The organism is Sphingomonas sp. PvP056 (assembly GCF_040549155.1).
Classification (GTDB): domain Bacteria; phylum Pseudomonadota; class Alphaproteobacteria; order Sphingomonadales; family Sphingomonadaceae; genus Sphingomonas.
The window spans coordinates 477855-490471 of the sequence record NZ_JBEPST010000001.1 but is presented as its reverse complement, the minus strand read 5'-3'; the positions used below and the strand labels follow the sequence as shown (position 1 = coordinate 490471).

General features: G+C 68.0%; 11 protein-coding genes and 1 pseudogene. 10 read left to right on the top strand and 2 right to left on the bottom strand.

Annotated features, from left to right (window positions below; all coding sequences use genetic code 11):
* Positions 1–5: 5 nt before the first annotated feature.
* From hpxZ to ABIC17_RS02315, 10 genes and pseudogenes are all read left to right on the top strand, one after another.
* Positions 6–386: an oxalurate catabolism protein HpxZ gene (hpxZ, locus tag ABIC17_RS02360; RefSeq protein WP_354279452.1), complete on the top strand. Its 381-nt coding sequence runs from the start codon at positions 6–8 to the stop codon at positions 384–386.
* Positions 383–823 (top strand): 2-oxo-4-hydroxy-4-carboxy-5-ureidoimidazoline decarboxylase, encoded by a 441-nt coding sequence (gene uraD / locus ABIC17_RS02355; protein WP_354279041.1) that lies wholly within the window; start codon positions 383–385, stop codon positions 821–823. The genes hpxZ and uraD overlap by 4 nt, the downstream gene beginning before the upstream one ends.
* The gene (locus ABIC17_RS02350) at positions 820–2265 is read left to right on the top strand and encodes an FAD/NAD(P)-binding protein (RefSeq protein WP_354279040.1); all 1446 of its coding nucleotides are present in this window, start codon (positions 820–822) and stop codon (positions 2263–2265) included. The genes uraD and ABIC17_RS02350 overlap by 4 nt, the downstream gene beginning before the upstream one ends.
* Positions 2262–2591, top strand: a complete 330-nt coding sequence (uraH, locus tag ABIC17_RS02345) for a hydroxyisourate hydrolase (RefSeq protein WP_354279038.1) — start codon at positions 2262–2264, stop codon at positions 2589–2591. Before ABIC17_RS02350 ends, uraH begins: the two co-directional genes overlap by 4 nt.
* 1 nt (position 2592) lies before the next feature.
* On the top strand, positions 2593–3999 hold the full coding sequence (gene xdhA, locus ABIC17_RS02340) for a xanthine dehydrogenase small subunit (protein WP_354279037.1): 1407 nt from the start codon (positions 2593–2595) through the stop codon (positions 3997–3999).
* Positions 3992–6322: a xanthine dehydrogenase molybdopterin binding subunit gene (xdhB, locus tag ABIC17_RS02335; protein WP_354279036.1), complete on the top strand. Its 2331-nt coding sequence runs from the start codon at positions 3992–3994 to the stop codon at positions 6320–6322. The genes xdhA and xdhB overlap by 8 nt, the downstream gene beginning before the upstream one ends.
* Positions 6319–7242: a xanthine dehydrogenase accessory protein XdhC gene (gene xdhC, locus ABIC17_RS02330; RefSeq protein ID WP_354279035.1), complete on the top strand. Its 924-nt coding sequence runs from the start codon at positions 6319–6321 to the stop codon at positions 7240–7242. Before xdhB ends, xdhC begins: the two co-directional genes overlap by 4 nt.
* Positions 7239–8531 (top strand): guanine deaminase, encoded by a 1293-nt coding sequence (guaD, locus tag ABIC17_RS02325; protein ID WP_354279034.1) that lies wholly within the window; start codon positions 7239–7241, stop codon positions 8529–8531. The genes xdhC and guaD overlap by 4 nt, the downstream gene beginning before the upstream one ends.
* Before the next feature lie 87 nt (positions 8532–8618).
* Complete coding sequence (locus ABIC17_RS02320) at positions 8619–9635, top strand: adenosine deaminase (protein WP_354279033.1); 1017 nt, start codon at positions 8619–8621, stop codon at positions 9633–9635.
* Positions 9636–9664: 29 nt separating this feature from the next.
* A pseudogene (locus ABIC17_RS02315) lies at positions 9665–10732 on the top strand (nucleoside hydrolase); the annotation flags it as partial.
* A 26-nt stretch (positions 10733–10758) separates the two neighbouring features.
* Here the strand turns inward: ABIC17_RS02315 and ABIC17_RS02310 are convergent.
* Together ABIC17_RS02310 and ABIC17_RS02305 are read right to left on the bottom strand one after the other, a co-directional pair.
* The gene (locus tag ABIC17_RS02310; RefSeq protein WP_354279032.1) at positions 10759–11289 is read right to left on the bottom strand and encodes a phosphoribosyltransferase; all 531 of its coding nucleotides are present in this window, start codon (positions 11287–11289) and stop codon (positions 10759–10761) included.
* Between the two features lie 91 nt (positions 11290–11380).
* On the bottom strand, positions 11381–12337 hold the full coding sequence (locus ABIC17_RS02305) for a LysR family transcriptional regulator (RefSeq protein ID WP_354279031.1): 957 nt from the start codon (positions 12335–12337) through the stop codon (positions 11381–11383).
* Positions 12338–12617 lie beyond the last annotated feature (280 nt).

Sequence of the window (12617 nt, the reverse complement as noted above, 5' to 3'; positions counted from 1 at the left end):
CCGATATCCCGATCGACGATCCGGTGCTGCTCGCGGAAATGACGCAAGCGTTCCACGCCTATGAGCGCGCATTGATGGCCGACGACGTCGCCGCGATGGACGCGCTGTTCCACGCCGCGCCGACGACCAACCGCTACGGCGTCGGCGAAGTCCTCTACGGCATCGACGCGATCCGCGCCTTCCGCAAAGGCCGCGGCGGATCGCCGCAGCGCAGCCTCGGGCGCGTTGCGATCACCGTCTATGCCGCGGGGTTCGCCACCGCCGACGCCGAATTCTTCCGCGCGGGGAGCGACCGGCGCGGACGCCAGAGCCAGGCCTGGGTCAAGTTCGCCGATGGCTGGAAGGTCGTTTCGGCGCATGTCAGCCTCGAAGGGGACAGTCATTGAGCGCGCTGTTCGAGCATAGCCCGTGGGTCGAGCAACGCGCCGATGCGAACCCCTCGTCGGGCGATCGCCATGCCGATCTGATCGCGGTGGTCGCCGCTGCGACGCGCGACGAACAGCTCGCGCTGATCCGCGCGCATCCCGAACTCGCGGGCAAGGCGGCGATCGACCGCACGCTGACCGATGCATCGGCAGCGGAACAGGCATCCGCCGGGCTCGATCGGCTGACGCCCGAAGACTATGCGCACTTCCACGCGCTCAACGCGGCGTACACGGCGCGGTTCGACTTCCCTTTCATCATCTGCGTGCGGCGGACCGACAAGGCCGGGATCCTCGCCGCGATGGAACGCCGCCTCGCGCACGACCGCGACAGCGAGATCGCGACCGCGCTTGGCGAAATCGGCGAGATCGTCAGACTGCGACTGGAGGACATGCGATGAGCGACGCAATCGGCCTGCCCGCGCTCGAGGCGGAACTGCGGCGGCATTTGATGCTGATCGGCCACGGCGGGGCGGACTGGACCCGGCCACGCAGCGTGGAGGGCACGCATGTCCATGACGTCGTGATCGTCGGCGGCGGGCAAAGCGGATTGGCGGCGGCGTTCGGGCTGTTGCGCGAGCGCGTCTCGAACATCCTGGTGATCGACGAAAACCCGGCGGGCTTCGAGGGCCCGTGGGAAACCTATGCGCGGATGATCACGCTGCGCACACCCAAGCATCTCAACCCGATCGACTTCGGCATCCCCGCGCTCAGCTACCGCGCCTTCTGGGAGGCGCAGCATGGCCGCGCGGGCTGGGAGGCGGTCGACAAGATCGCGCGCGGCGACTGGATGGCGTATCTGCGCTGGTATCGCCGCGTGCTCGCGCTGCCCGTGCGCAACGACACGCGGCTGACGCTGATCGAACCGTTCGCGGACGGTATCCACCGGCTGCATCTCGACGGACAGCCGGCGCTGCTCGCGCGCAAGGTCGTGCTCGCGACGGGGATCCAGGGCGGCGGCGAATGGCATGTGCCCGCGATGATCAAGGATGCGCTGCCGCCGACGCTGTACGCCCATACCAGCGCCGCGATCGACTATGCCGCGCTCGCGGGCAAGCGGATCAGCATCCTCGGCGGCGGCGCTTCGGCGTTCGACAACGCCAATTGCGCGTTGCAGGCGGGGGTCGCCGAAGCGCACGTCTTCATCCGGCGCAGCGTGCTCCCGCGGATCAACCCGATCCGCTTCATGGAACGCGTCGGCTTCACCGGGCGCTATCCGGCGCTGTCGGACGGCGAGAAATATGCGGTGATGGCGGCGTTCCTCGGCCACAACCAGCCGCCCACCAACGACACGTTCGCGCGCGCCGCGGCATGGCCGGGGTTCACGCTCCACCTCGGCGCACCGTGGCTCTCGGTCGCCGCGACGGCAGATGGCGCGCGCGTGACGACGCCGCAGGGCGGCCATGACTTCGACTTCCTCGTCCTGTCGACCGGGCTCGTCAGCGATCCCGCACTGCGCCCCGAATTGCGGCTGGTGGCGGACGCAGTGGCACGCTGGGGGGATCGCTTTACGCCGCCTGAGGGCAGCGCCAACGCGCTGATCGACGCGCACCCCTATCTCGGGCCGGGGTTCGAGCTTCTCCCGCGCACCGAGGGCGATGCGGCGCGGATGCACGGGCTGTTCGCGTTCCATTACGGCGCGCTGATCAGCCTCGGCCTGTCGGCATCGGCGCTGTCGGGGTTGCAGGCGGCGTTGCCACGGCTGGTGCGCGGGATTTCAGATCAGCTCTTTCTCGACGATCGCGCTGCGCTGATCGCCGACCTGCTTGCGTATGACGAGGCGGAGTTTGTCGGCGCATGGCCGCTCCCCGTCCCCACCCCACAGACAGCGGCAGCCGCATGACCAGCCTTTCGACGCATGTGCTCGACACGACGCACGGCCGCCCCGCAGGCGGGATCGCGGTGCGGCTGACCACGGGCGATGGTGCAACGCTATTCGAGGGCATCACCAACGCTGATGGCCGTTGCGCGACGTTGCCGACGCTTGCGACCGGCCGCTATCGCCTCGTCTTCGCGGTCGCCGCCTATTTCCGTGCGGCGGGTGTCGCCCTGCCCGATCCGCCGTTTCTCGACGTGGTGGCGATCGACTTCGGCATCGCCGACGACGGCCATTATCATGTTCCCCTGCTCGTCTCGCCGTTCGGCTATTCGACCTATCGGGGAAGCTGAGATGGACGTGCGCTTCCTTCTCGACGGCGAAACCGTCGCGCTGACGGGCGTCGACCCGACCGCGACGCTGCTCGATCACCTGCGCTACACCGCGCGCCGGACGGGCACCAAGCAAGGCTGTGCCGAGGGCGATTGCGGGGCGTGCACCGTGCTGGTCGGCGAACCCGATGCGGCGGGGACGGCGCTTTCCTGGCGCGCGGTGAACGCCTGCATCCAGTTCCTGCCGATGCTCGACGGCAAGGCGTTGCTGACGGTCGAAAGCCTCGCCGACGCAGACGGTGCGCTGACGCCGATCCAGACGTGCATGGCCGAAAACGGCAGCGCGCAATGCGGCTTCTGCACGCCGGGGTTCGTCATGTCGCTCTATGCGCGCTGCATCGGCGCGGCGGGATCGACACTGCCCGTCGCGGACGTTCTGTCGGGCAATCTGTGTCGCTGCACCGGCTACGGCCCGATCCTCGCTGCGGGCGACGCAGCCGAACCGGTGACACGCGACGATGCCGCGTTGCTGGCGCAGCTCTACGCGCTCGGCGACGCGCGCGCCGACGCCCCGCGCACGCCCGAAGCGCTGGCGGATCTGCTCGCCGAGCATCCCGACGCATGCCTCGTCGCAGGCGCGACGGATGTCGGCCTGTGGGTGACCAAGCAGTTGCGCGAGATCAGCAACCCGATCTTCATCGGCGACATCCCCGCCTTGCGCCAGATCGACGAGGACACGGACGGCATCCGGCTCGGCGCGGCGGTGCGCTATGCCGAGGCACATGCGGCGTTCGCGCGGCTCCACCCCGATCTGGGCGAACTGACACGGCGCTTTGCCGGATTGCAGGTGCGCAACGCCGCGACGATCGGCGGCAACATCGCCAATGGCTCGCCGATCGGCGACGGTCCCCCGGCGTTCATCGCGCTGGGCGCAGAACTGACGCTGCGCAGCAAGGCGGGCCGCCGCACGATCGCGCTCGAAGACTATTTCATCGCTTATCGCGAGCAGGATTTGCGGCCGGGCGAGTTCGTCGAAAGCCTGTGGCTTCCACGCCCCGGCCCCGATGATCTCGTGCATATCTCGAAGCTCACCCGCCGCTTCGACAGCGACATTTCGGCGGTGTGCGGCGCGTTCAGGCTGACGATCCGCGAGGGGCGCATCACGGCGGCGCGCGTCGCCTTCGGCGGCATGGCCGCGACGCCGAAGCGCGCGGCGGCATGCGCGGCCGTACTGACGGGCGCGGACTTCACGCGCGCGACGATCGAGCGCGCGGCGGATGCGCTGCGCAGCGACTTCACCCCGCTCGACGACGTCCGCGGGTCGAGCGCGTATCGCCTGGAGGCGGCGGGCAATCTGCTCCGCCGATTGTGGCACAAGGCGCAGGGGGAGACCGTCTCGGTGCTCGATCTGGAGACGATCGATGGCTGAGCGCGACCTTGCCCAGCCAGTCCGCGCGCCAACCCGCGACACGCGCGCCCCGCCGCACGACAGCGCGCGACTGCATGTCAGCGGGGCGGCGAGCTATGCCGACGACGGGACCGAGCCGCCGGGGATGCTCCACCTCGCCTTCGGGCAAAGCACCCAGGCGCATGCCGCGATCTCTGCCATCGACCTGTCGGCAGTGCGCGCCGCGCCCGGCGTCGTCGCGGTGTACACCGCCGCCGACATTCCCGGCGCGAACGATGTCAGCCCGGTCGCGCATGACGACCGGCTGCTCGCAGACGGCGAAGTGCTGTGCGTCGGGCAGGCTGTATTCCTCGTCGCCGCAACCAGCCGCACCGCGGCGCGCAAGGCTGCCCGGCTCGGACGGATCGATTACGAACCGCGCCCCGCCCTGCTGACGATCACGGATGCCCGCGCGGCGGAGTCGCTGATCGAGCCGACCCAGCGGATGGCGCGCGGCGATGCGGCGGCGGCGCTGGCGACCGCGCCGCATACGCTGTCGGGCGGGTTCGATCTCGGCGGGCAGGATCATTTCTACCTTGAGGGGCAAGTCGCGGTCGCGACGCCGGGCGAGGACGGCCAGATCCATCTGCTGAGCTCGACCCAGCATCCAAGCGAAGTCCAGCATCTCGTCGCACATATGCTCGGGCTCAGCTCGGCCGATGTCACGGTCGAGGTGCGCCGGATGGGCGGCGCGTTCGGCGGCAAGGAGACGCAGGCCGCGTTGTTCGCCGCCGCCGCCGCGCTGGTCGCGGCCAAGACCGGGCGTCCCGCCAAATTCTGCTGCGACCGCGACGACGACATGGCGATGACCGGCAAGCGGCACGATTTCCGGATCGATTACGACGTCGGATTCGACGCCGAGGGGCATATCCTCGCGCTGCAGTTGCGGCTCGCGTCGCGGTGTGGCGCGACGGTCGATCTCTCCCCCGCGATCAACGACCGCGCGATGTTCCATGCCGACAATTGCTACTGGCTGCCCGCGGTCGAGATCGTGTCCGAACGGCTCAAGACGCACACCGTCTCGGCGACGGCGTTCCGCGGTTTCGGCGGGCCGCAGGGGATGATCGCGATCGAGCGCGTGCTCGATGCGGTCGCGCGCGCGCTGGGTCGTGATCCGCTCGATGTGCGGATCGCCAACCTTTACGGTCCGGGGCGCGACGTCACGCCCTACGGCATGACCGTCGCGGACAATATCGCGCCCGACATCGTCGCCCGGCTGCGGCAGACGGCGCGCTACGATATGCGGCGCGCTGCGGTCGATGCGTTCAACGCGGCGAACACCGTGCTCAAGAAGGGGATCGCGCTGACGCCCGTCAAGTTCGGGATCAGCTTCACCAGCACGCATCTCAACCAGGCGGGCGCGCTGGTGCTCGTCTATGCCGATGGCAGCATCCAGATCAATCACGGCGGGACCGAGATGGGCCAGGGCCTCTACGTCAAGGTCGCGCAGATCGTCGCGGACGTGTTCGCGGTGCCGCTGTCGCAAGTGCGGATCACCGCGACGCGGACCGACAAGGTGCCCAATACCTCCGCGACCGCGGCGTCGTCGGGGGCCGATCTCAACGGCATGGCGGCGTACCATGCCGCGATGACGATCCGTGACCGGCTCACCGCCTTTCTTGCGCGGAGCTGCGGCTGCGCCGCGGCGGCGGTCGCGTTCACGCCTGACGGCGTCGTCGCGGGCGGCAAGCGGATCAGCTTCGGCCAGGCGTGCCGCAAGGCGCATATCGGGCGGATCTCGCTCGCAGCGACCGGTTATTACGCCACCCCCGACATCGCTTATGATCGCGCCGCGCATCACGGGCGGCCCTTCTATTACTTCGCTTATGGCGCGGCGGTGGCGGAGGTCGCGATCGACACGCTGACCGGCGAGCATAAGGTGCTGGCGGTCGACATCCTCCACGACGTCGGGCGCTCGCTCAATCCCGCGATCGATCTCGGGCAGATCGAGGGCGGTTTCCTGCAGGGCCAGGGCTGGCTGACGACCGAGGAGCTGGTGTTCGACGACGCCGGACGGCTGCTCACCCATTCGCCGGCGACCTACAAGATCCCGACCGCGTCGGACCGCCCGCGCCGTTTCGCGATCGACCTGTGGGACGGCGAGAATGTCGAACCGACGATCCATCGATCGAAAGCGGTCGGCGAGCCGCCGTTCATGCTCGCGATCTCGGTGTTTTCCGCGCTGACTGCGGCGGTCGCCGCGACCGCGCCCGATCGACGGACGCTGCCGCCGCTCGACGCCCCCGCCACGCCCGAGGCGATCCTGCGCGCGATCGCGGGCCATGTGGCGGCTGGGCCGGCATGACCGCGTGGCTCGGCTGGTTGCGCGACATTGACCGCTGCGACCCCGCCGCATTGGTGTCGGTGCTCGCCACCGAAGGCTCCGCGCCGCGCGGGGCGGGGACGCGGATGCTCGTGACCGCGGATGGCCTGAGCGGGACGATCGGCGGCGGGCAGCTCGAATTTCGCGCGATCGAGCAGGCGCGCGCGCTGCTGGCGCTGCCCCCCGGCGGCTGGCGGATCCAGGATTATCCGCTCGGACCGTTGCTCGGGCAATGTTGTGGCGGGCGGGTGCGGCTGCTGATCGAGCATGTCGATCCCGCGCGGCTGGCGTGGGTCGCGGACGCGGGGGAACGGTGCGTACTCGTCTCGACGCTGCTGCCCGACCGGATCGAACGCCACGTCAGCGCAGCCGCGCTGCCGGTGGCGCTGTCCGCGCGCGGCGACCGGCCCCGCGCGGGGACCGACCTGATCGAGACGATCGGTCACTATCGCCGGCCGCTCTATCTGTTCGGGGCCGGGCATGTCGGCCAGGCGATCGCGCGGCATGGTGCGCCGCTCCCGTTCCGGCTCGCGTGGTTCGACACACGCCCGGTGTTCGACTCGATCGACGGGGTTGCGGTCGTGCCCGAGGGCGCGATCGAGCAATGCGTCGCCGAGGCGCCCGACGATGCCGCGATGCTGATCCTTACGCACGACCATGCGCTCGATTACCGGCTCACCCGCGCGGCGCTTGCGCGCGAACGGGTCGCGTTCGTGGGGCTGATCGGATCGGCGACCAAGAAGGCACGCTTCCGCGCGCGGCTAGCCGACGACGGGATCGGGGCGGAAGCGCTCGCACGACTCATTTCGCCGATCGGGATCGCCGGGGTGACGGGCAAGGAACCCGACGTCATCGCGATCGCGGCGCTCGCGCAATTGCTCCAGTTGCGAGAAACGGCATGACGCTCCTCGGCTTTCGCGGCGCGCTGCTGTCGGTCCCGCACGATCCGCGTGAGCATCCGCAGGCGATCCGGCACGAAGCGGACGGACTGCTGGTGGTCGAGGACGGCATCGTCGTCGCGCACGGCGACCACGCCGATGTCGCACCGCGCTTCCCCGGGCTCACGATCGAGCCGTTGCCCGGCCTGATCGTCCCGGGCTTCGTCGACGCGCATATCCATTATCCGCAAATGGACCGGATCGCCTCGCACGGCGCGCAACTGCTCGACTGGCTCGACCGGCATATCTTCCCCGCCGAAATGGCGTTCGCCGACCGTGCCCATGCGGACGGCGTCGCGGCGGCGTTCCTTAGCGAGCTGCTCCGCAACGGCACGACCAGCGCGCTGGTGTTTGCGACGGTGCATCCGCAGTCGGTCGATGCGCTGTTCGAGGCGGCGGCGCTGCGCAACATGCGGATCATCGCCGGCAAGGTGCTGATGGACCAGGGGCCGGCGGGGCTTGCCGATACCGTGGACACGGGGCGCGCCGATAGCGCGGCGCTGATCCGCCGCTGGCACGGCCATGGACGGCTCGGTTATGCGGTGACACCGCGGTTCGCGCTCACGTCTTCCGATGCACAGTTGCACGACACCGGCGCGCTGCTTGCGGCGCATCCGGGGGTATTGCTCCACACGCATCTTGCCGAGAACCTAGGCGAATGCGCTGCCGTCGCCGCGCGCTTTCCCGACGCGGCGGACTATCTCGACGTCTATGACCGGTTCGGGCTGGTTGGCTCGCGCTCGGTCTTCGCGCACGGCGTGCATCTGTCCGATCGTGCGTGCGCGCGGTTGCACGACAGCGGCGCGGGGGTCGCGGTCTGCCCGAGCTCCAACCTGTTCCTCGGGTCGGGCTTCTTCGATTTCGGACAGGCCGATCGCCATGCGCTCCGGCTTGGTCTCGGCACCGATGTCGGCGCGGGGACGTCCTTCTCGATGCTGTCGACCGCGGGACTCGCCTATCAGGCGGCACTCGCGCGGGGCGATCCGCTCAATCCGTTCCGTGCGCTGTATCTCGCCACCGCGGGAAGCGCGGACCTGCTCCATATCGGCGACCGCGTCGGCAGCCTCGAACCCGGGCAGGAAGCCGATTTCGTCGTGCTCGATCCCGCCGCCACGCCGCTGCTTACGCGGCGGACGCAGGGCGCGACGCTGGCCGAGCACCTGTTCGCGTTGCAGATCCTCGGCGACGATCGCGCGATCCGGCGCACCTATGTGATGGGAGACTGCGTGTGGGACCGGGACGCTGCGGCATGACGCCCGCGCGTGCTCGTGCGAAAATTGCATGACCCCGTCGTGTTCATTGCGTTTGATGGTGCGACGCAGCATCCCTAGATTATGCGCATGACCGATCTCGACTCCTTCATCGCCGGCTTGCCCAAGGCCGAACTCCACCTGCACATCGAGGGCAGCCTCGAGCCCGAACAGATGTTCGCCTTCGCGCAGCGCAACGGGGTCGCCATCCCCTATGCCTCGGTCGACGAAGTCCGCGCGGCCTATGCCTTCGGAAATCTGCAGGATTTCCTCGACATCTATTATGCCGGCGCGGACGTGTTGCGGACGCAAGCCGACTTCCACGATCTCGCCACCGCCTATTTCGACCGCGCGGCTGCGGACGGGGTGGTCCATGCCGAAATTATGTTCGATCCGCAGACACATACCGATCGCGGCGTGCCGTTCGGCGTGGTGATCGAAGGGCTGTTGTCCGCGATGGCGGCGGCAGAGGAGCGTCATGGGCTGACCAGCGCGCTGATCCTCAGCTTCCTGCGCCACCTGAGCGAAGACGCCGCGTTCGAGACGCTCGCCGCAGCCGAGCCGTGGCTCGACCGGATCGCCGCGGTCGGGCTCGATTCGTCCGAACTCGGCCATCCCCCGGAAAAGTTCGCGCGCGTGTTCGCCGCCGCGGCGGCCAAGGGACTGAAGCTGGTCGCGCACGCCGGCGAAGAAGGCCCGCCCGACTATGTCTGGCAGGCGCTCGACACGCTAAAGGTCGACCGGATCGACCACGGTAATCGTGCGCTCGAGGATGAGACGCTGGTCGCCCGGCTCGCGCGCGACGCGATGACGTTGACGGTGTGCCCGCTGTCCAACCTCAAGCTGTGCGTGGTCGGCGATCTGGCGGAGCATCCGCTCGACCGGATGCTCGCTTTGGGGTTGCGCGCTACGATCAATTCGGACGATCCCGCTTATTTCGGCGGCTATATCGGCGACAATTACCGCGCGGTCACTGCCGGGCGCGGGCTCGATCGCGCCGCACTCGTCACGCTGGCGCGCAACAGCTTCACCGGCTCGTTTCTCCCCGACACTGCGGTTGCCGCCAATCTCGACCGACTCGACCGCTACGTCGCGGCGCACGCGTGAGCGGCGCGCGGCGGTTCCTCGCAATCCTGATGGGAATCGTCGCGCTGACCGCGTCGGCGGCGACAGCGGCACCGCCGGAGCGGCGCAAGATCATCATCGACGACGAAGGCTTCGCGTTGATGCACGTGATGCTGCTTCAGGCACCCGACGTCGAAGTGCTCGGGCTGACGACGGTGTCGGGCAACGTCTGGGTCAACCGCGCGACTGCACAGGCGCTGCGCGGTCTCGAGATTCTGGAGCGCGAGGACGTGCCCGTCGCGGCAGGGGCGACCTATCCGCTGGTCAATAGCGAGCGCCAGACCGAACGCTGGGAAGCGCTCTACGGCAAGCTGACGTGGAAGGGCGCGTGGATGAAGCAATGGGTCGAGCCGACCCAGCAAAGCACCCCGCCCTATCATGGCCCCGACGATCCGGTCGATTTGCCCGACGGCAACCCGCATACCAAAGCCTCACCCGAGATCGCCGCCAACTTCCTGATCCGGATGGTGCATCGCTATCCCGGGCAGATCACGATTATGGCGACCGGGCCGATGACCAACCTCGCGCTCGCGCAGCGGCTCGATCCGAGCTTCGCGGGACTGGCCAAGGAGCTGGTCTATATGGGCGGCAGCTTCAATCCGCGGCAGATGCTCGACACGGTTTCGTCTGCGCAATTCGCACGCGAGTTCGTCAACACCCCGCGCCGCGAATTCAACATCCGCTTCGACCCCGAGGCCGCGAGCATCATGTCGCGCAGCCCGTGGCGCAAGATCACGGTGGTTCCGGTCGACCCATCCGCCGCGACCGAACTCACGCAGGATCTGCTCGACCGGCTCAAGCGCGCCGCAACCCCCGCGCTCGCCGCATTCATCGCGACGATCGAACCGGGCTTTCCGTTATGGGACGAAATCGCCGCCGGGGTGTGGCTCGATCCGAGCCTCGTGACCGAGCGCGAGACGCTGTTCGTCGATTACGACACGCAGTTCGGGGCGGGCTATGGCGACCAGCTGTCGTGGCGCCCGGGCTATCAGCCTGGCCTCGGCGAGCAGTCCGCCGAGGTTGTCCGCCGGATCGACCCGGCACGGCTGGAGGCACTGATACTGCGGCTGATCGCCAACCGGCCGACCGGTGCGCGCCGCGCCGATCAGGCGAAGCGTTCGGGCACCGACAGGGATTCCTCGACGATCGTCTCGTCCATCCCGACCGCTTCCCACGGGAAGACGAACCAGCGCTTGTCGTCGGTACGGTCGATCCGCTCGGCGCGGTAATCGACCTGTACTTTCGAGCGGATGTTGTCGAGCAACACCGCGAAACGCACCTTGCCGGTGTCGCAGCCATTCTCGACCAACAGACGCCGGATATCCGCGATCGTCCCGCCGCTGTCGTTGATATCGTCGACGAACAGCAACCGCACCCCGTCAGCGCTTTTCGCCGCCACCTTGCCGAGCAATTCGTCAGCGAAGCCCGGCACCTTGGACGAATGGTCGATCGACAGCATGTGGACGTTGAGCGCGTGCGACAGATAGACCGCGGGGACAAGGCCGCCGCGACCGATGCCGATGACGAAATCGGGCATCCATCCGCCCTCCCGTACCGCCTGTGCGACCGCCTGTGTATCGGCGACGAACGTATCGTGCGGGATGTGATAGAGTTCGGGGTTGGCGGCGGTGCTCATAGCGCGGCGATCCATGTGGCGGCCCGGTGGGCGGCGGCGGGGAAAAGGCGGGGTATCCGGTCCGACCGCATTGGGCAACCGGAACGGCGGATCATGTCTCCGCCTCCGGGACGGCAAGCCCCGCGGTGGGCGTGATCGCGGCGGGATAGCTCAGTTGCGCAAAGCCGTGCTCGATCTCGGTCAGCACCAGCCCCGCGGCATGCGACGGCGTCCGCGCGGATGCGGTGCACAGCGCAAGCGTCATCGGGCGCAGGATCGGGTCCGAGATTCGCGTGAAGGACAACAGCCCGCGCTGGATCTCGGTGATGATGTCGAGCGACGTCAGGATTCCGATCCCGACGCCTTGCAGCACGAGCGAGGTGATCATCTGGATATTGTCGGACGTCACCTTCTTGTCGAGCGCCACGCCGAGCGTCCCTTCCAGCACCGCGATCTGCTGGCACACCGCAAGCGGTTCGGCGGGCACGATCAGCGCCGATCCGACGCACGCCGAGAACCGCGCCTCGCGCCGCGCGCCGAACGGATGGCCCGCAGGCGTGACGAACCCGAGCACGACATCGACGAACGCACGCACCGTGATGTCGCGGAAGGTCTGCGGTTCGAAGAAGATCCCGAAGTCGACCTTGCCGCTCGCGATCGTGAGCCGCACCGCATCGTTCTCCAACACCTTCACGCCGATCGAAATGCCGGGATAGCGGCTCTGGATCGACTGGATCATGCCGGGGATATAGCCCTTGGCCAGCGCGTCGATGATCGCGATGTCGACATGCCCGCGCTTCAATCCCTGCAGATCCTCGATCTGCGCGCGGACGTCGGCCATGTTCTTCTGCCACCGCCCCCCCGCCGCCATCATGATCTCGCCCGCGGCGGTCAGCCGCAGCCCGGTCGGCAGCCGCTCGAACAGCGGCATGCCGATGTCGGCCTCGACGTTGAGGATCTGCCGATCGATCGCCGAGGCGGAGACGTTGAGCTCGTCCGCGGCCTTGCGGATCGACCCGAGCCGTCCGACGGCGATGAAGTAGCGCAAGAAACGGGAAAAGGCGGGCATACCACTCTAACTTTTGCAACGGTCCGTCGAATTCATTGCATTTGCTCACTGCACGTCAAGCGATTACCCATCGTGTAGCAAATTATCGCGCAAGCAGTAGCGTCAGAAAACCAAACAAACAGGTTTCGGCGCTGCCAATAGTAAGCATCTCAGCGGGTATCTCGCTGGGATTTCCAGGCTCGCCTTGCGTAGTTCTTGCTGCTTTCGGACATACATACCTTTGCACAAGACGCTCCGTTGCGTCTCGTTATTGCCACACCAGCTACATCCATTTCTACGA